We start from the raw sequence: 17,606 nt of genomic DNA, 5'->3' as shown, positions 1-17,606 counted from the left end.
GATGCCCGCGACGCCCGTACTTCTTAGCACGCGGGGGCCACCCGGAAGCGGCGAACAAGGTCGCCCTTGGCCGAGTTGCGACATGGGGAACGCCTTCCGGCACCCGGCAGCAGGCATCGCCCTCGGTGACCGGATGAACACCTTCCGTTCTCCGTATAACGTAGGAAACTGGTTGCATACCTGCGATGGGTGGCGGCGCCATGACGGACACGGTGATCGACTACGCGGCGGTGTTCCAGGCGCTGCCGGGGATGGTGTGTTTGCTCACCCCCGAGCTGTCCTACGCGGACGCCAGCGCGGAGTATCTGCGGCTGACCGGCCGCACCCGGGAGCAGGTGGTGGGCCGCTTCCTCTTCGACGTCTTCCCCGACAACCCCTCCGACCCGTCCGCCACCGGCAGGCACAACCTGGAGGTCTCCCTCCGACGGGTCCTGGCCACCAGGGAACGCGAGGCGATGGCGCTCCAGCGCTACGACGTCGAGTCGGCGGACCGCCCGGGCGAGTGGGAGGAACGCTACTGGAGCCCGGTCAACGCGCCGGTGCTCGGCCCGGACGGGCGGGTGGTGTTCGTGGTGCACCGGGTCGAGGAGGTCACCGAGCTGATCCGGGCGCGCGGCGGCTCGGCCGCCGGCCGGCCCCGCGTCCTGGAGGCCGAGCTGTACACCCGCGCCCGTGAACTCCAGGAACTCAACGAACGCCTCCGCGGCGCCCACGCCCGCGAACGCGAGGTGGCGCTCGTCCTCCAGGAGGCGATGCTGCCGACCCGCCGGCAGAGCGGCGGCCACCGGATCGCCGTCCGCTACCGGCCGGCGGTCGGCGCGCTGAACGTCTGCGGCGACTGGTACGACGTGGTCGACCTGGTCGGCGGCAACCGCATCGGGGTGTCGGCCGGTGACGTCGTCGGCCACGGTCTGGCGGCGGCCGGCGTCATGGGCCAGCTGCGCAGCGCCCTCAGCGCCGCCTCCCGGGTGGCCGGCGGTCCCGCCCAGGCGCTGGACGTGCTGGGGCGGTACGCGCACGTGGTCGACGGGGCCGAGTCCGCCACGGTGGTCACGACCTTCGTCGACTTCGACCACCACACCATCACCTACAGCAGCGCCGGCCACCTGCCGCCCGTGCTGCTCCACCGCGGCGACCGGGTGGAGTTCCTCGACCAGGCCACCGACCCGCCGCTCGACGCGCGGCCCGACCCCATACCCAGACCCCAGGCCGAGACCACGTTCGCCGCCGGCGACACCCTCCTCCTCTACACCGACGGCCTGGTCGAACGGCGCCACGAGGACATCGACCGGGGTCTCGCCCGGCTCTCCGAGGCGCTCGTCCGCCACCAGGGCCGCGACCCCGAGGGCCTCGCGGACGCCGTACTGCTGGATCTGCTGCCGCACGGGGGCGCCACCGACGACACGGCCCTGATCGTCGTCCGGCTGTGAGCGGAGCCGGTGCCGGTGCGGACTCAGGGCGCCACGGTGAGCCGGAATCCCTGTGCGGCGGAGCCGTCGCAGGTCCGCTGGGTGAGCTGGACGCCGTCCGTCGCCGCCGTGGCCGCGGTCAGGCACCGGCCGCTGTGCCGGGCGACGAAGTGGTAGCGCCCGCTGCTCTCGCGTACGGGCTGCCACTGCTGGTTGGTGCCGCCGGAGTAGGACCACAGCTGCAACGGCGCGTTCTCCGCCGTGGAGCGGTCGACGACGTCGACGGCCTGCTGCGGATTGCCGCGCGCGGTGATCCGCAGGTACCCGCTGTCGGTGGAGCGGAACTGGTACTGCTGTGCCGCCGTGCCGTTGCAGGTGTACTGCTGGATCGCCGTCCCGTTGGCGGTGGCCGCCGCGCGGGCGTCCACGCAGGTGCCGTTGGAGTCGTTGCGGACGGAGTACCAGGCGGTCTCGGAGATCGGGTCGTCCGTCGGCGGGGTGGAGGTGTCGCCCCCGCCCAGCCAATTGAGCCCGTCGAGCAGGAACCGGTTCTGGGTCTCACTCGCGAACGTCGACGACAGACGGGTGTTGGTCGTGTAGTTCATCGCGTTGTGGCCGAAGTTGGCGTACAGCATCCGGTACTTGGTGTTGGTCCACAGGATCGGGTAGTAGCCGCTGTACCAGGACTGGTCGGGGTCGGTGCCGACCGGGAAGCTGCTCGGGTCGATCGATGCCAGGATCTTGATGTCCGGGTTCTGCCGCAGGTCGTTGGACCAGCTGTACCACTCGCTGACCGACGAACCGAACGTGGCGGGCAGGTTCTTGGTGGCGGCGTGGGTCCGGTCCTCCACCTTCAGGGTCACCGCGGTCGGGCCCCAGGTGTTGGAGACGAAGTTCCCCGAGCCGAGGAACTGGTTGTGGTACCAGGACCAGCTCGCGGCATCGGTGGTGAACGCCGAGACATGGAAGCCCATCCAGGCGCCGCCACCCCTCATGTATGTCTCGAATCCAGCCCGTTGGGCCGCGGTCTGCGGCAAGTCGTCGAGGAACAGGACGACTTGGTAGGCGTTGACCCCGCCGTTGGCGAGCAGGTCCCAGTTGGTGCTGGCCGTGTAGGTGAACCCGTTCGCCGCGGCCTGCTGCGGGAACCAGACGTTGGCCTCCTTGTCGAAGTCGATGTGCGCCGCGTCGTAGGTGCCGCTGTAGAGCGCCAAGATCTTGAACGGGGCCGCGGCGCTGCTCGCGTGGGCCGCCGGCGGTGCCGTGGCCGGGCCCAGCACTGTCGCCAGCAGCAGGAGGACCCGCAGTACCGCGCGGGCTGAACCGGATCTGATGGTGTGCATCTCCGCTCGGTCCTTCCTTGTGGTCCGCGCGTGGTCTACGGGTAGCTGGTGAGGTCGGCCACGTTGGAGCCCGAGTTGGAGGGCCCGCCGGTGGTGTTGATGACGTGGCTGATGGTGCCGGTGCCGCCCAGCGAGACGGTCACCATGTCGTGGAACCTGACCCCGGAGACGCTCGGCACCTCGAAGGCGTGATCGGCGACCACGCTCGGATCGGTGCTGAAGTAGCAGTAACTGCCGAGCCCCCACGCCTCGTGCGAGGTGACGGAGGCGGCGACCTTGTAGGCGGGGTAGCCCTTGGCGCCGCCGTTCGTCCAGGCGGCCTGGTTCGGCGGGTCGTAGGGCATCTCGTTCTGGAAGAAGTACGTCCTGCCGCCGTTGCCGTTCCAGACGACCTGTGTCTTCTGGAAGTGCTCGACGAACAGGCCGTACGCCGTCACGTCGGTGCCGTTGACCACGAGACCGGTGTCCGCGGTGTTGGTGGTCCAGCCCACGGTGCCGCTGTTGCCGTGGTCGGCCCGCCAGATCCAGGTGTGGTCGATGATGGTGTCGGCGCTGTTGACCACCAGGGAGGTGGTGGCCTTGCCGACGGTGGCGCCGCCGATCCGGACGAAGACGTCCGAGAGCTGTGTCGGGTCGGCCGCGTGGCGCGCGGACGAGCCGGTGGCGCCGATCCGCACCAGGGTCGGGGAGTTGGTGGTGCCCGCGTCGATCAGCAGGCCCGCCAGCTGGACGCCGTCCACGTCGGCGGTGCTGATCGCGGTGATCCCGCCGTCCGGCACGAAGGTGGCCAGGCCCAGGCCGAGCACCACCGTGTCCGGGCGCGTGATGTCGAGCGTCTGGGCGAGGTGGTAGACGCCCGGAGTGACCAGCAGGTTCTTGCCCGCCGCGAGCGCCGCGTTGATGTCGCCCGCGGTGGCGCCGGGCTTGACGATGAAGAACTGGTCGATCGGCAGTGACGTGCCCGCCGGTGTCCTTCCGCTCCAGGTGGTGCCGACGGCGTTGGACCGGAGCCCGGGCACGAACACCCGGTAGGCGCCCGCGCTGTCGACGTAGAGGAAGGGCTTCTCGCGGATCGTCGGGGAGTTGGCGACGGTGGTGTACGTCGGGAAGGACTGGGCGGGCGCGCCCTGGTCGCCGACGAAGACCATGTTCCAGTTGGAGCCGGACCAACTGCCCATCTGGGTGTCGCGGGTGAGGAACTGCTGCTGGGAGCCGGACCGGATCTGCCCGTCGACCTTGGTGTCGGCGATGAAGCCGCCGCTCGACCAGCCGCCGTCGTCCAGGGCGAGGTTGCCGCGCACGTGCATGCGCCGGTACGGGGCGGCCTGCGAGACGGCCCAACGGTCGGTGCCGCCGGTCGGGTTGACCGACAGGTTCTCGGCGTCGCGCCAGAAGTTCTGCGTGGCGTTGCCCTGGAACCAGTCCGCCTCCGCGTGCACCGCGCCGTTGATCGTCACGTCGTCCGGGGAGAGACCGAGGCCGGCGACCTGTGTGTAGAAGCCCACGTTGGCGTCGGCGGTGTACGTGCCCGGCTTGAACAGCAGGGCCTGACGGGCCGAGCCGAACTGGTTGGTCTCCTGCTGGGCGAAGGCCGAGTTCAGCTTCGACTGGACGGCGGAGGCGGGCATCGACGGGTCGAAGACCGTCACGTTGGGACCGAAGTCCGGGGTACCGGGCGGGTTCTGGGTGCCGCTGCCGCCAAGGGTGAAGGACTGCGCGGCGGTGCCGTTGCAGGTGTACTGCGCCAGTTGGACGCTGTCAGCGGTGGAGGCGCTCGGTACGTCCAGGCACTTCCCGCTGTTGCGGTTGACGAAGTGGTAGGCGCCGTCGGCCTCGGCGACCGGCAGCCACTGCTGGTTGCCGCCGCCGGAGTACGTCCAGAGCTGGACGGGCGCGGAGTCGGCGGTGGAGACGTCGGTGACGTCCCAGGCCTTCGTGGCGTCCAGGCCGCTGCTGACGCGGTAGTAGCCGCCGCTGGTAGCAGCCAACTGCCAGTTCTGCGCGGTACTTCCGTTGCACGCGTACTGCTGGACCACGGTGCCGTCGGCGCTCGCGGCCGACCGGGCGTCGACGCACCTGCCGCTGCCCTTGTTGACGACGGTGGTGTACCCGGTCGGCAGCGCGGCGGCCGTCGTGTTCGGCGCGGCGTCGGCCGACCCCTGCGCGGCGAAGCCGACGCCGGTCACGGTGGTCGCGACGAGAGCCACCGCGGCCAGCGCTCCCGGTATCCGGTGACGGCCGGACCGTCTCCCGCGTCGGGGCATGGACGAGGGCGACGAGGGCGGGGACGGGTGCACGACTCTGGGCACAAATCTCTCCTGGGGGTGAGTCCTGGGGGGTGAGGGGAGGTGCGCGTCCGTCAGCCCGTGTACTTGGCGAGGATGCCGGTGAACTGCCAGTCGCTCTGGGCCACACCCGAGCAGGTGTCGTCGTTGGGGTAGCCGCCGGCGCAGGCCCGGTCACGGTTGGCCGACCAGAACGTCAGCCGGGCGAGATGGTGCTGCTGCGCGTAGCCGAGGATGGTCCGGAAGTCGGCGGTGGTGACGGTCTCGTTGTCGTCGGTGATGCCGTTCATGGAGGAGATGCCCATGTCCCGGTAAGCCTGGTCGTCGCTGTAGCCGTACGCGTTCTTCAGCGCGGTCTTCAGGCCCTCGGCCGCGCGCTGGGTGAGCGTGCCCATGTTCTGTCCGGCGCCGCCGAAGTCGAACGGCATGATCGTCCAGGCGTCCACGGTCAGCCCGGACGACGCGGCACGGTTGATCAGGCTGGTGTCGGGCCCGCTCTGGCCGGTGCCGATGGTGACGTACACCTTCAGGCCCGGGTTGGCGGCCTTGACGGTCTTGAGCGCGTCGACCGTGCGCTGCTGCACGGTCCCGTTGCTGTAGGCGTCGGCCTCGATGTCGATGTCGATGGCCTTGAGCCCGTAGGCGTTGATGACCTTTTGGTACGCGGCGGCGAGCGCGCCAGCGCCGGCGCAGGAGCTTTCCAGCTTGTTGCCGCTGTAGCCGCCGAAGGACGGGACGATGTCACCGCCGTTGGCGCGCACGGTGTTCACGGTCTGCTGGTCGACCCCGCCGGTCAGCGCCCGGCTGCCGTCCCACTGCGGGTCGCAGGAGCCGTTGCTCAGCACGAACGCGAGCGTGAACCACTTCACTCCGGTCGCGTTCATGACAGTCGTGGGGCTGGGCGGACTGCCCCACCCGTTGTAGAGGTACGGCGCCACGGCCATCGGCGCGGACGAGGGCGGGGTCGTGCCGCCGCCGGCCGGCGCGGTCCACTTCTGGTTGGCGGCGCCGGTACAGGTCCACAGCTGGATACGGGTGCCGTTGGCCGAGGTGTTGCCGGTGACGTCGAGGCACTTGTCGGCGGCCGGGTCGACGATGTCGTGCGCGGCGCTGACCGTCCACTTCTGGTTGGCGCCGCCGCCGCACGACCAGAGCTGCAGCTGCGCGCCGTTCGCGGTCGAACCGCCGGTGACGTCAAGGCACTTGCCGAGTGCCCGGATCGTTCCGTCGGAGCCGACCGTCCACTGCTGGGCCGCGGTGCCGTTGCAGTCGTAGAGCTGAACGGGGGCGCCGTCGGCGGAGCTCGCCCCGGCGACGTCGAGGCACTTGCCGGCGAGGCCGGTGATCGTGCCGGTGGCGGCGGAGGCGGACGGGGCGGCGAGCGTCCCGACGGCGGTGGCGCAGGCGGACATCATGATGGCGCAGCGCAGGGCGAGGCGTTGCATGGCGGGGGGCCTTCCGGTCCTGGGGTGGGGGGTGAGGGTGGGGGGTGCCGTGCGGAAGCGTTCATGTATGTGAGCGATGAATGCATCCGTGAGCGGTCTGTTGGCTGGTGAACCTAAAGGTCTGCACCAAAGCCGTCAAGAGGTGCGACCGGAGAACTCCCGCACACGCCGCCCGAGTTGAGAAGTTGTAGCCAACGCCGTGGTCGACCCCGGGCCGCTGCCGGCCGATCCGCACGTTTCCGTTACCCGAGGCACTCTTGACAGCGTGCGTACTGTTTCGCGACGTTTGAGCCCCGCCGTGGCGTATCCGGTGCGGAACAGGGGACAGGCAGGGAAGTGGCCGGGCGCGGGCAGCGCGTCCTGGGGGGAAATTGGGGGGCGGTCGCTCATGCGATCCGTGAACAGTGGTCCGCGCGCCCTGCGGGCCGGGACCGCGACCGGTACATCCTTCGCGGTGCCCGCGGAAGGGCGGTCGAGCTGAGTGGACATCTCGATCCACAGACCCGAGGAGCTGAGCACCCCGCTCCGCGGCGCCTGGCACCGGGCGATGGACGACTCGCCCGACTACGGCAACCCCTTCCTGGCCCCGGAGTTCGCGGCCGGCGTCGGCAGGCACCGCGGCGGGGCGCGGGTCGCGGTCCTGCGCGAGCACGGGGAACCGGTGGGCTTCTTCCCGTACGAGCGCAACTCCCTGGGGGTCGGCCGGGCGATCGGGCTCGGGCTCTCGGACTGCCAGGCGCTGGTTCACCGCCCCGGCGTCACCTGGGAGACCCGGCAGCTGCTCAAGGCCTGCGGGCTGTCGGTCTTCGAGTTCGACCATCTGGTCGAGGAGCAGAAGCCGTTCGGCCGCCATGTGACGGGGACCTTCGCCTCCCCGGCGATCGAACTCAAGGACGGTGACGGCACCTACCCGGAGTGGCTGCGCGGCGCCTACCCCGGCCTGGCCAAGACGACGTTGAAGAAGGAACGCCGGCTCGGCCGCGACCTGGGCGGGATGCGCTTCGTCTACGACGAGCGCGACCCGGGCCCCCTGCGCACGCTGATGCGGTGGAAGTCGGCCCAGTACCGGCGCACGGGGCGGATGGACCGGTTCGCGCGGCCGTGGATAGTGGACCTGGTGGACCAGCTGTTCCAGGTCCGCGAGGAGCACTTCAAGGGCGTCCTGTCCGTGCTCTACGCCGGTGACCGGCCGGTCGCCGCGCACTTCGGGCCGACCTCGCGCACGGTCTTCGCCGCCTGGTTCACCGCGTACGACCCCGAACTGCGTTACTACTCGCCCGGGTTGATCATGCATCTGCGGATGGCGGAGGCCGCGGGCCGGGAGGGGGTGCGGCTGATGGACCTGGGGCGGGGCGACAAGGAGTGGAAGGACTGGCTGAAGACCCGCGAGCTGCGGGTCGGCGAGGGGTTCGCGAGCCGGCCGCATCCAGTGGCGGCGGCGCACCGGCTGTGGCGCCGGCCCGTGCGCGGCCTGCGCAACACGGTCCTGGCCCATCCGGCGCTGCGGCAGCCCGCCGACCGTCTGCTGAAGACGGTCGGCGGCCTGCGCACCTCGGGCGCCCCGGGCTCCCACGGGACGCGGCCGAAGACGTGACCGGGAATCCCGGCCGGGACGCCCGGACGGCGCTCCGCGCGCCGGCCGGGTGTCAGGCGTTCGGGTCGAAGGGGATGCCGGACGGCTTGGCGATGCCCAGGGCGTACGCGAAGTCGCTCTCCCGGATCTTCAGCGTGGCCGAGCCGAAGTCGGCGCCCAGCAACTTCTCCTTGAGCCCGTCGGGATAGCCGTTCCAGCCCACCAGGCGCGGGTAGAACCAGCCGCCGGTGGCGTTCTCGGGGGGCTCGTCGTTGGTGTTGGCGAACCGGAAGTCGTGCGAGCCGATGCCGTCCTTGTGATAGACGATCTTGGGGTGCGTGCCGTCGAAACGCACCGCCGAGGCCGCCGCCACCTGGTAGCCGCCGTGCTGGGAGACCGACACGTACTGCACGGTGTTGTCGTAGATCCACACCACCACGTGCTCCCAGTCGTGGGTGTGCCCGATCGCGGCGGGGCCCAGCGTGACCTGGTCCTTCTCGAAGTAGCTGGCGTACATCACGGCGCACCAGCCGTTGTTGCACTTCTCCCGCGAGTAGGTGTTGGAGTCGGCCAGCTGGGCGTAGTCGTGGCAGTGGCCGTTGACGTCACCGCCGAGCTTCAGCCCCGGGTTGAGGGTGCCGTCGGTGCCGATGGCGGCCGTGGCGTAGCAGCCGTCCTTGTCGTAGTCGTAGGCGGGGGAGAAGGTCTGCTCCAGCCCGTCGGCGTTCTGCGGCAGCGAACGCAGTACGGCGGCGCCGGCACTGTTCGGCGCCGCGACGACCAGGGCCAGCGCGCCGAGCACGGTGGCGAGGGCCGACAGCCGTAGCCGGGACTTCGTCCGGGCCGCCGGTCTGCCGGGGGTGTGCGTGGGGGGTGTCTTCTGGCGCACGGGTACTCCCTGTTCGCTACGGGGACGAGACCGGTCGGCGGTACGGGTCGGCGCCGGGAGCGGCGCCGAGGACGGCGCTGAGCGCCTGCGTACACGCTCACCGCACACCGCACCGCTCCCGGGCGCGACTGGTCCAGACCATCGCAGGCGGGGTGCGACGAGGTCAACTACCGTACGGCAAACAGTTGTTGACCCCGACGAGGACCGCCCCGGTCGGCTGGGCGGAGCGGCTCGGCGACCACCGGCCGGCCGCCACCGAGCCGCGGCCCGGCGCGCGAGCCCGTCAGCCCATCTGCCCGGTACGCGCCTCCCGCCACAGGTCGACACCGCCGTCGGCCGCGTGGGTGTCGATCTCGGCCAGCTCCTCGGCGGTGAAGTCCAGGTTCTCCAGCGCGGCCACGTTCTGCTCCAGCTGTCCCGGACGGGACGCGCCGATCACCAGCGAGGTCACCCGCTCGTCGCGCAGCGCCCAGGCGAGCGCCAGCTGCGCCAGGGTCTGCCCGCGCCGGGCCGCGAGGTCGTTGAGGGCGCGCAGCCGCCGCACCATCTCCTCCGACAGCCACTCCGTGTCGAACGTCGTGCCCTGCGCGGCCCGCGAGTCCTCCGGGATCCCGTCGAGGTAGCGCCCGGTCAGCAGCCCCTGCGCGAGCGCGGTGAAGCCGATGACCCCGAAGCCCTCCTCGGCCGCCACGTCGAGCAGCCCGTCGGTCTCGATCCAGCGGTTCACCATGCTGTACGACGGCTGGTGGATGAGCAGCGGCGTCCCCAGCTCGCGCAGGATGCCGGCGGCCTCCCGGGTGCGGTCGGCGTCGTAGGAGGAGATGCCGACGTAGAGGGCCTTGCCCTGGCGGACGGCGGTGTCCAGGGCACCCATCGTCTCTTCGAGGGGGGTGCTCGCGTCGAGCCGGTGGGAGTAGAAGATGTCGACGTACTCCAGCCCCGTGCGCCGCAGGGACTGGTCGAGGGAGGCCAGCAGGTACTTGCGGGAGCCGCCGCCCTGTCCGTAGGGGCCGGGCCACATGTCCCAGCCGGCCTTGGTGGAGACGATCAGCTCGTCCCGGTACGGCGCCAGGTCCCGCTTCAGCAGCCGCCCGAAGTTCACCTCCGCGGAGCCGTACGGCGGGCCGTAGTTGTTGGCGAGGTCGTGGTGGGTGATCCCGAGGTCGAAGGCGCGCAGCGCGATGTCCCGCTGGCTCTCGAAGGACCGGTCGTCACCGAAGTTGTGCCAGTAGCCCAGCGACAGGACCGGCAGGTCGAGTCCGGAGCGCCCGGTGCGCCGGTAGCGCATGGTGCCGTTGTACCGCTCGGGGTCCGCGACGTGGTTCATGGGGCTTTCTCCGCAGGTGAGAGTGGTTTCGTGCCGCTCGGGGCGACGGGCGTGCCCACTGTGCACCCGCTCGAATCGCAAGTCCAACAGCCCGCCCGCGTCGGATGAGACGGCGCCCGTCCGAAGGACATGAGCCACGGCCCCGGTGCCGCACCGACTCATACCCCTGTGCTAAGAACCTGCCCTATGGAGATCGAGCCGATCACCCTGGACACACCGCGCCCCGTCGGACGGTCCACGTTCGTGCAGAAGTGGCAGCAACTGACCTTCCTGCACTGGCCGGTGGCCCCCGAGCGCGTGGCCCCCCTGCTGCCGCCCGGCACCCGCCCGGACACCCTCGACGGCGTCACCTACGTCGGACTGGTGCCGTTCCTGATGCGTCAGGTCGGGCTGGGCCCGGGCCCCGGCCTGCCCTACCTCGGCACCTTCGCCGAGACGAACGTGCGCCTGTACTCGGTGGACGACGCCGGCCGGCGCGGCGTCGTCTTCCGCTCGCTCGACGCCGCCCGGCTCTTCCCCGTCCTGCTCGGCCGGATCGGTGTCGGGCTGCCCTACATATGGTCGGCGATGAGTCTGCGGCACGAAGGGGACGTGATCACCTACTCCTGCAACCGACGGGGCCCGGCCGGCCGGCGGGAGACCAGCCGTGCCGTCGTGCGGCCCGGCCGGCCGATCACGGAGCCCACCCCGCTGCACCGCTTCCTCACCGCCCGGTGGGGGCTGCACGTCGAGTGGCACGGCCGCACCCTTCACCTTCCGAACGAACACGAGCACTGGCCGCTGCACGAGGCCGAACTGCTCGACCTCGACGACACCCTCGTCCGCGCCGCCGGACTGCCGCACCCCGCCGAACCGCCGGTCAGTGTCCTCTACTCGCCCGGAGTCTCGGTCCGCTTCGGCATGCCCACGGTGCTGCCCCGGCACCCCGCCAACCGGTTTACGTAGACTCCCCGATGACGCGGGCCACCGCCTCCGCGAGGATCACCGGCCCTGCCGACGTGACACAGGAGGACGGCGTGACAGCACCGCCGAGACCCGAACGCACCGCAACCGCCCGCCTGTTGACCGCCTCGACCCGGCGCACGGCCGACCGCCCGCACGGCGGGACAGCCGACACGTCCGCCAACGACCCGTCGTCGGGGTTCCGTTCGCGCCGACGACGGACAGGGGCCGGCGGCAGCCATGGGTGACACACGGGTACGGTGCGCGACCTTCAACGTGCTGCACGGCCGGCGGATCCAGGGCGACGGCCGGCCCGCGCCCGGGCCCGCCGACGCCGCGCTCCCTCTCGCCGAGGCGGTGGCGTCCCTGGACGCCGACGTGATCGCCCTTCAGGAGGTCGACCGTCTGCTGGAGCGGTCCGGGAGCCTCGACCAGGCGGCGGTCGCCGCCGCCGCGGCGGGCGCGGACCAGTGGCGCTACGCGTCGGCGCTGCACTGCCGCTCGGTACCGGGCGGCGGCTGGGTCCGCGACCCGGCCGAACCGGGACTGCGTGTCTACGGGCCGCTGGACACGGTGCCGCAAGGCCAAGTCCCCTCCCACGGCGTCGCGTTGCTCACCCGCCTCCCGGTCCGGGAGTGGCGGGCGCTACGGCTCTCCCCGGCCCCCTTCGGCCTGCCGCTGCGGGTCGCCGGCCGGCGTGCGCCGGTCCTGGCCAGGGACCAGCCGAGGGCCGCGCTCGCCGCCGTACTGGAGGGGCGGCGGGGGCCGTTCACGGCGGTGGCGCTCCATCTCTCGTTCGTCCCCGGCTGGAGCGTCGGCCAACTCCTCGCCGTACGGCGCTGGATCGCCGCCCTGCCCGCTCCCCACGTGCTGCTCGGCGACTTCAACCTGATCGGCGCGATTCCCCGTCTCACCCTCAACACCGCCGAACGAGCCGGTACTTGGCCCCTGCGTGCGCCCGCGGCGGAGGGATCGGCGGCGCGCGTCTGGCGGACCCCGGAACCCGTACGGACCTTTCCCTCGCACCGTCCCCTCGTGCAGCTGGACCACATCCTGACGGCCGGCCTGGGCCACGAGGGCCTCGGCCCGGCACGCGCGCCGAGGACGCCGATCTCCGACCACCGGCCCCTGATCGCCGAGTTGGCGCTCTGAGCCGCCGCTCAGGCCCCCGGTGAGGCGTCCCGCGCGGACTGTCCGGGACGGGTGACGACGAGCATCGTGACGCCGTCGTCGGAGATCCAGGGGCCGTGCGGCATGCCCGGCGGCCGGCAGGCGTACATGCCGGCGGTGAAGGTCTCGTCGAGCGTCAGGTCACGCATCGTCCCCTCCAGGAGGTAGACCTCCTCCCAGAAGTCGGGGTGGCGCGTGACCCCTTGGGCCGAGGTGTCCGTCCCCGGCGCCCACCGCACCAGGACGGTACGGTGCGCACCCGCGGGGTCCTGCGCGAGCACCCGTTCCTCGACCCCCGCTACGGCTCCCCGCGGCGGCGTCCACGCACCGCTCGGCAGATGGAATTCGAGTCCGGGTCCGTCCATGACCGCATCGCCGCCGTATCTCCGCTCGTGCTGGTGCCTGCACCGGCGCCGAAGCCGCGGAAACGGGCTCCGGCGCCGGTGCAGGCCCGGCCACCATCGTCTCCCGTGGACGACGCGGACCTGTGCCGCCCCCCGGTTACTCCCTGAACACGACCGGCAGCGCGGTCAGCTTGCTGCCCTGGGTGCCGCCGATGTCGGTCTGGCGCAGTTCGGCGTACGGGACGCCGAGCCGGGCGCCCGCGTGGTTCTCGGCGAACACCTCGGCGAGCGCGCGCATCTCGAACATGGCGAGCTGGGCCCCGATGCAGTAGTGGGGGCCCGCGCCGAACACCAGGTCCGGCCCCTCCGGGCGGTCCGGGGCGACGGTGATGCCGAACAGGTCGACGAGGACGGGGGTGCGCTCGGGCAGCGTGACCCCGGCCACCTCGACCTCGGTCGCGGTGAACCGCCACAGCGTGAACGGGGCCGGGGGCTGCCGGCGCAGGGCGGTCTGGACGAAGTCCTCCAGGACCTTGCGCTCGGTGCCGGGCACCCCGTTCTCCAGGAGACCGGCCAGTAGGTAGCCGAGCGAGGAGTCCATCGTCGGCTGTCCGGCGAAGATGATGAGGAAGATGAAGTAGCGCAGATCCTCCTGGCTGGTGTCGGCGGGCAGCCGGTCGCGCAATTCGGCGGCGACCCCGTCACCCGCCTCCAGCGCGGCGTCGGCGAGTTCGGCGAAGGTGGCGAAGGCGGCGCCGAACGCGGCCGGATCGGGGTTGAACATGTCGCGGCAGGCTTGCATCGTCCGGTCGACGTTCTCGGGCGGTATGCCGAGCACGTCGCAGACCACGGCCACCGGGTACCGGGTGGTGAAGTCGAGGGTGAGATCGACCGGGGTGCCCGCGGGCACCGACTCGGCGGCGTCCGCGAGGAGTTGGCGGGCGATGACGAGCATGCGGTCGTAGTAGCGGCTGATGCCGCGCGCGGAGAAGAGCGGGGCGTGGGCCTTGCGCAACTGCGCGTGGTCCGGCCCGTCGGCTGTGGTCAGCGACGCCTGCTCGGCGGCCGGCCGCTCCAGGCCCGCCATCTGCCGGTCCCAGTCCAGGGGGGCCATGGCCGGGTCCTTGACGAACCGGGGGTCGGTGAGCACCTGCCGGGCGAGGGCGTCCTCGGTGACGATCCAGGCCGAGCCGCCGGCCGGCGCGTCCACACGGACCAGGGGACCGGCCGCGCGTAAGTCGGAGTGGGATTGCTTGTACTCGGTGATATTGCGTTCGGTCGGATCGAACGGGGCGATCGCGTCGGACACTGACCCTCCAAAAGGCGTCGAGAGCGAACACCTACGATCATCCCCGCCACCCGCCTCCACCGCTGGTGTTCGAGGAAGTCCTCGGCGGACAACTGGCCAGTGAAGTCAGGGCAGTTGATAAACGGTTGTCCTGCCGGAAAACGGGGAGCGGGTCAGTGGCCGGCGCCGCGGGCGGGCGCGACGGGCCGGGCCGCGGGGCCCGGACGGACGGTGACGTCGGCCGGGGTGAGCGCCGCGTGCGGGCCGGAGCACTCGACGACGACCCGCACCGGTGCGTCGCACTCGGTGTGCCGGATCTCGATGACCGGACCCTCCGGATCGGCGACGTAGGTCTCGCCCCACTCCCGCAGGGCCAGGAGGACGGGCCAGAGATCGCGGCCCTTCCGCGTCAGCCGGTACTCGTTCCGGGTCCGGCTGCCCGCCTCCTGATAGGGGACGGTCCGCAGGATCCCGGCGGCGACCAGCTTCCGCAGCCGGTCCGACAGCACCGCGTCGGAGAGCCCCACATGGCGCTTGAAGTCGTCGAACCGCCGCACGCGGTTCAGGGCGTCGCGCAGGATCAGCAGGGTCCACTTCTCGCCTACCAGCTCCAGCGTGCGCTGGACCGTGCAGTTCTCCGTACTCACGTCGAGCCACTCCATGGACCCATCGTAGCCATCTGGCTCTGTCATTGACAGTCAGCTGCCCACCCATCTAACTTCGTTCGTGGAAGCCAGCCGATGGACGACAGTCGAGAGGGGTCAGCCGCATGGGACGCTCGCGGACGTACGACTGGGAGGACCTGACGGTCTCCGCGGCCGCGGTGGGACACACGACCGGGCTGGAGTTCCTGCGGGAGCTGACCGGCGGACGACTCCCCGGGCCCCCGATCGGCGCCACCCTGAACTTCACCCTCGACGAGGTGGACCACGGCCACGCGGTGTTCTCGCTGGTGCCGGGGGAGGAGCACTACAACCCCATCGGCAGCGTGCACGGAGGGGTCTACGCCACCCTCCTCGACTCGGCGGCCGGCTGCGCGGTGCAGTCGACCCTGCCGCGGGGCATGGGCTACACGTCACTCGACCTGACCGTGAAGTTCCTGCGCCCCGTCACGGTCGGCACCGGCAGGGTGCGGGCCGTCGGCACCGTACTCAGCGCCGGCCGCCGCACCGCCCTCGCCCAGGCCCGGCTGCTCGACTCGGCGGACCGCCTGCTCGCTCACGCCACCAGCACCTGCATGCTCTTCCCACTCGAAGTCCCGTAGGCGAACGGGGAGTTCAGTTCCACAGGGGGAACGTCACCTCGCGCGGGAAGCCGGCCGGCCTGGCGCCCGTGTACTCCAGGGTCATCCGTGTGAAGTGCTGGACCTGCGGCTGCTTCTTCCAGGACTGCGGGCTGTCGAGCCGGACGACGACGGGATAGTCGTGGAACCTGCCGGCCGCGCAGTACGGCCTACAGTCGTTCACCGCGTTGACGCCGGTCGCCGTGGCCGAGTCCGAGCCCCAACTGGACCAGTGCAGCGAGGTGAGACGGCTGTTGCCGTCCCCGCACGCCAGCACGTAGTCGGCGGGGCGCACGACCTGATGCCAGAGGCAGTCCACGAGGACGGGTCCCGCACTCTGTCTCGCGGCGACCGGGGCCGCCGGCGGGGCGGCGACGGACGTACTCGCCGTCGCCGCCGGAAGGGCGGCTGCGGCGCAGAACGCGATCGTCAGAGTCACTGTGTGTACACGCATATCGGCTCCCGGCCGGCTGTCGCCACATCCGTGCCCGGCGCCCGCCCCGCCGGGTCCACCCGAGGGCCGAGGCGCCCTTGTCACAGTCCCGACGCTACGACGGACTCGGCGACCGCACCACTCGTACGGCCCAACACCACCCCGTGGTGTCTCGCGCGCCCCTTCAGTCGGCGTCGCGCGCCGCCCGCAGCGCGGCGGCCGTCGAGGCCGGGTCGTAACCGGGGGCCACACCGTCGACGAGCAGGATGTCGCCCTCGACGTGCCGGGTGCGCAGCGGCAGCAGCTCCTGGTAGGCGGGGGAGTCGTACCAGGCCCGCGCGTCGGCCAGCGAGGGGAAGGCGATCACGACGAGGGCGTCCGGCCATCTGCCCTCCCGTACCTCCCGGTCGGGCGCCCCGTGGACGAGGAACCGACCGCCGAAGGGGTCCAGGGTCGCCTGGATGCCCTCGATGTAGGCGAGGACGTCGTCGTGGACCCGGGCGCCGGGCCGGAGGTTTCCGAGGGCGTACGCGGGCATGGGTGCCTCCTGCGGTCTCGTGGGGTGCGCCGGCCGCTGCCGTGGGACCACCCTGCGGGAGAGACCGCGCCCGGGTCGATTACCCGCGGGGTAAGGGCGGGTGACCGCTCGGCCCCGTGACCGCTCAACTCGCGCTGCCGGCCGCCTCGTTCGCCTCTCGGCGGTAGCCGGCGTTGATGCGCTGCGCTTCCTCCAGCTGGTCCTCGAGGATGACGATGCGGCAGGCGGCGTCGATCGGCGTGCCCTTGTCGACGAGTTCCCGCGCGCGAGCGGCGATGCGCAACTGGTAGCGGGAGTACCGGCGGTGGCCCCCCTCCGAGCGGAGCGGGGTGATCAGCCGGGCCTCACCGATGGCTCGCAGGAAGCCGGGTGTGGTCCCGAGCATCTCGGCCGCCCGTCCCATGGTGTACGCCGGGTAGTTGTCGTCGTCCAGACGATCGCCGAGCGGAGTGTCTGCTGCTGTCATGTCACCTCGTTGTGCGGAACGCGTCGAGGGGCCCCGGTGCCTGACGGCACCAGGGCCCCGAAGGAAATTCAACACCATCTGTCGGCCGTGTCACCGCGCCGACCTGGGTCTTCGCTGCCCGGTCCGCCGACGGAGCGGGCACGCGAAGTTCGCGACTGCGTGACCGGGGACCACCTGCCCTTCCGGGGTTCTGCGGCGCCCGGGCCGGAACGCTCCCGGACCGGACGGTCCTGATGGCGCTCGCTCCTCCGTCCCTCGACCGGGACCTGAGTATGTCTACAGAAGAAACCGTACTCGCGCCGCCGGGGCAATGTCTATCGTTGCCAGAGCAGATTTGGATGGCCTTGAGGTGCAGGTATTCTGTGACCTGCGAGGAGTCGGTCGATCTCGTCGGCGCGCCGAATAGAATCGGCTCTCATGTCGAACCCTGACGAGCTGCTCGTAGCGATCTGCACCATGGTGGAGTCCGAGCACAGCAACCAGATGTCACTGACAGTGGTCGTCGGCGGTGCTGTGATCACCGGACGACTGGCTCCCGAATCCGTATGGCGGAGGCGGGTGTCGGAGGTCCTGAAGGATTCGGACCGGCTCGGTCCGTTCTCCGAGGTGTTCACCGCGGCCCCGCCCGAGTACCTCCCCGACAGCGGGGAGCCGCCCACTCATCTGCACTTCCATCTCGCCCGGATCCTCCAGGGCACGGTGGGGATTCCCGAGACCGGCGGGATGTACCGCGTCGCGATCCGTGACGTCAGCGCCTGGACCGTGGGCGACTTCAGCTACTCCGACCAGTGAGAAACGTCATAGGGGCCCTGCCGACGCGCGTCTGGAGGTGAGATGACCCTTGGCGCCGCTGATCGTGTCGTAGACCCACT

At 71.2% G+C, this 17,606-nt stretch carries 17 protein-coding genes; 6 read left to right on the top strand and 11 right to left on the bottom strand.

Annotation, left to right across the window (positions count from 1 at the left end; translation table 11 throughout):
* Positions 1-200 precede the first annotated feature (200 nt).
* On the top strand, positions 201-1,430 hold the full coding sequence (locus ABZT12_RS30880) for a SpoIIE family protein phosphatase (RefSeq protein ID WP_356390611.1): 1,230 nt from the start codon (positions 201-203) through the stop codon (positions 1,428-1,430).
* A 23-nt stretch (positions 1,431-1,453) separates the two neighbouring features.
* On the opposite strand, the gene ABZT12_RS30875 is transcribed toward ABZT12_RS30880, so the two are convergent.
* From ABZT12_RS30875 to ABZT12_RS30865, 3 genes are all read right to left on the bottom strand, one after another.
* Entirely contained in the window at positions 1,454-2,752 is a 1,299-nt protein-coding gene (locus tag ABZT12_RS30875) for a ThuA domain-containing protein (protein WP_356390609.1), read from the bottom strand.
* 35 nt (positions 2,753-2,787) lie between these two features.
* Complete coding sequence (locus ABZT12_RS30870) at positions 2,788-5,016, bottom strand: RICIN domain-containing protein (protein WP_356390716.1); 2,229 nt, start codon at positions 5,014-5,016, stop codon at positions 2,788-2,790.
* A gap of 95 nt (positions 5,017-5,111) precedes the next feature.
* Positions 5,112-6,482, bottom strand: a complete 1,371-nt coding sequence (locus tag ABZT12_RS30865) for a ricin-type beta-trefoil lectin domain protein (protein ID WP_356390607.1) — start codon at positions 6,480-6,482, stop codon at positions 5,112-5,114.
* Positions 6,483-6,963: 481 nt separating this feature from the next.
* Here ABZT12_RS30865 and ABZT12_RS30860 point away from each other — a divergent pair, with 481 nt between their 5' ends.
* Positions 6,964-8,076, top strand: coding sequence for a GNAT family N-acetyltransferase (locus ABZT12_RS30860; protein ID WP_356390605.1), 1,113 nt, complete (start codon positions 6,964-6,966; stop codon positions 8,074-8,076).
* Positions 8,077-8,128: 52 nt separating this feature from the next.
* Here ABZT12_RS30860 and ABZT12_RS30855 read toward each other — a convergent pair whose 3' ends face one another.
* A complete protein-coding gene (locus ABZT12_RS30855) occupies positions 8,129-8,875 on the bottom strand; it encodes an NPP1 family protein (protein WP_356390714.1) in 747 nt (248 codons plus the stop codon).
* 352 nt (positions 8,876-9,227) lie between these two features.
* A complete protein-coding gene (mgrA, locus tag ABZT12_RS30850; RefSeq protein WP_356390603.1) occupies positions 9,228-10,271 on the bottom strand; it encodes an L-glyceraldehyde 3-phosphate reductase in 1,044 nt (347 codons plus the stop codon).
* 186 nt (positions 10,272-10,457) lie between these two features.
* Here mgrA and ABZT12_RS30845 point away from each other — a divergent pair, with 186 nt between their 5' ends.
* Together ABZT12_RS30845 and ABZT12_RS30840 are read left to right on the top strand one after the other, a co-directional pair.
* Positions 10,458-11,216 (top strand): DUF2071 domain-containing protein, encoded by a 759-nt coding sequence (locus ABZT12_RS30845; RefSeq protein WP_356390601.1) that lies wholly within the window; start codon positions 10,458-10,460, stop codon positions 11,214-11,216.
* 237 nt (positions 11,217-11,453) lie between these two features.
* Positions 11,454-12,365: an endonuclease/exonuclease/phosphatase family protein gene (locus ABZT12_RS30840; protein WP_356390600.1), complete on the top strand. Its 912-nt coding sequence runs from the start codon at positions 11,454-11,456 to the stop codon at positions 12,363-12,365.
* A gap of 8 nt (positions 12,366-12,373) precedes the next feature.
* Here the strand turns inward: ABZT12_RS30840 and ABZT12_RS30835 are convergent, their stop codons facing one another.
* The 3 genes from ABZT12_RS30835 to ABZT12_RS30825 all read right to left on the bottom strand — a co-directional run bounded on the left by ABZT12_RS30835 (position 12,374) and on the right by ABZT12_RS30825 (position 14,677).
* Positions 12,374-12,748, bottom strand: coding sequence for a cupin domain-containing protein (locus tag ABZT12_RS30835; RefSeq protein WP_356390599.1), 375 nt, complete (start codon positions 12,746-12,748; stop codon positions 12,374-12,376).
* A gap of 136 nt (positions 12,749-12,884) precedes the next feature.
* Positions 12,885-14,036: a cytochrome P450 gene (locus tag ABZT12_RS30830; protein ID WP_356390598.1), complete on the bottom strand. Its 1,152-nt coding sequence runs from the start codon at positions 14,034-14,036 to the stop codon at positions 12,885-12,887.
* Between the two features lie 152 nt (positions 14,037-14,188).
* Complete coding sequence (locus ABZT12_RS30825) at positions 14,189-14,677, bottom strand: helix-turn-helix domain-containing protein (RefSeq protein ID WP_356390597.1); 489 nt, start codon at positions 14,675-14,677, stop codon at positions 14,189-14,191.
* 107 nt (positions 14,678-14,784) lie between these two features.
* On the opposite strand from ABZT12_RS30825, the gene ABZT12_RS30820 reads away from it, so the two are divergent.
* Positions 14,785-15,279, top strand: coding sequence for a PaaI family thioesterase (locus ABZT12_RS30820; protein WP_356390596.1), 495 nt, complete (start codon positions 14,785-14,787; stop codon positions 15,277-15,279).
* Between the two features lie 13 nt (positions 15,280-15,292).
* Here the strand turns inward: ABZT12_RS30820 and ABZT12_RS30815 are convergent, their stop codons facing one another.
* The 3 genes from ABZT12_RS30815 to ABZT12_RS30805 form a co-directional block, all read right to left on the bottom strand.
* Positions 15,293-15,751: a hypothetical protein gene (locus tag ABZT12_RS30815; RefSeq protein WP_356390594.1), complete on the bottom strand. Its 459-nt coding sequence runs from the start codon at positions 15,749-15,751 to the stop codon at positions 15,293-15,295.
* Between the two features lie 163 nt (positions 15,752-15,914).
* Positions 15,915-16,268, bottom strand: a complete 354-nt coding sequence (locus ABZT12_RS30810) for a DUF1330 domain-containing protein (protein ID WP_356390592.1) — start codon at positions 16,266-16,268, stop codon at positions 15,915-15,917.
* A 124-nt stretch (positions 16,269-16,392) separates the two neighbouring features.
* Positions 16,393-16,734 carry a MerR family transcriptional regulator gene (locus ABZT12_RS30805; protein WP_356390590.1) on the bottom strand — a complete coding sequence of 114 codons (342 nt, stop codon included), beginning with the start codon at positions 16,732-16,734 and terminating at the stop codon, positions 16,393-16,395.
* 417 nt (positions 16,735-17,151) lie between these two features.
* On the opposite strand from ABZT12_RS30805, the gene ABZT12_RS30800 reads away from it, so the two are divergent.
* Entirely contained in the window at positions 17,152-17,526 is a 375-nt protein-coding gene (locus ABZT12_RS30800) for a hypothetical protein (protein ID WP_356390588.1), read from the top strand.
* Positions 17,527-17,606 lie beyond the last annotated feature (80 nt).

Source organism: Streptomyces sp. NPDC005423 (assembly GCF_040606415.1).
In the GTDB taxonomy this organism is placed as follows: domain Bacteria; phylum Actinomycetota; class Actinomycetes; order Streptomycetales; family Streptomycetaceae; genus Streptomyces.
This window is presented reverse-complemented; position numbering and strand designations above follow the sequence as displayed.

Bases quoted from the DNA above. Each gene is read 5' to 3' on its own strand.
- ABZT12_RS30800 (WP_356390588.1), top strand. From the start codon at position 17,152: ATGTCGAACCCTGACGAGCTGCTCGTAGCGATCTGCACCATGGTGGAG.
- mgrA (WP_356390603.1), bottom strand. From the start codon at position 10,271: ATGAACCACGTCGCGGACCCCGAGCGGTACAACGGCACCATGCGCTAC.
- ABZT12_RS30865 (WP_356390607.1), bottom strand. From the start codon at position 6,482: ATGCAACGCCTCGCCCTGCGCTGCGCCATCATGATGTCCGCCTGCGCC.
- ABZT12_RS30820 (WP_356390596.1), top strand. From the start codon at position 14,785: ATGGGACGCTCGCGGACGTACGACTGGGAGGACCTGACGGTCTCCGCG.
- ABZT12_RS30880 (WP_356390611.1), top strand. From the start codon at position 201: ATGACGGACACGGTGATCGACTACGCGGCGGTGTTCCAGGCGCTGCCG.
- ABZT12_RS30805 (WP_356390590.1), bottom strand. From the start codon at position 16,734: ATGACAGCAGCAGACACTCCGCTCGGCGATCGTCTGGACGACGACAAC.
- ABZT12_RS30840 (WP_356390600.1), top strand. From the start codon at position 11,454: ATGGGTGACACACGGGTACGGTGCGCGACCTTCAACGTGCTGCACGGC.
- ABZT12_RS30815 (WP_356390594.1), bottom strand. From the start codon at position 15,751: ATGCGTGTACACACAGTGACTCTGACGATCGCGTTCTGCGCCGCAGCC.
- ABZT12_RS30845 (WP_356390601.1), top strand. From the start codon at position 10,458: ATGGAGATCGAGCCGATCACCCTGGACACACCGCGCCCCGTCGGACGG.
- ABZT12_RS30810 (WP_356390592.1), bottom strand. From the start codon at position 16,268: ATGCCCGCGTACGCCCTCGGAAACCTCCGGCCCGGCGCCCGGGTCCAC.
- ABZT12_RS30875 (WP_356390609.1), bottom strand. From the start codon at position 2,752: ATGCACACCATCAGATCCGGTTCAGCCCGCGCGGTACTGCGGGTCCTC.
- ABZT12_RS30835 (WP_356390599.1), bottom strand. From the start codon at position 12,748: ATGGACGGACCCGGACTCGAATTCCATCTGCCGAGCGGTGCGTGGACG.
- ABZT12_RS30870 (WP_356390716.1), bottom strand. From the start codon at position 5,016: ATGCCCCGACGCGGGAGACGGTCCGGCCGTCACCGGATACCGGGAGCG.
- ABZT12_RS30825 (WP_356390597.1), bottom strand. From the start codon at position 14,677: ATGGAGTGGCTCGACGTGAGTACGGAGAACTGCACGGTCCAGCGCACG.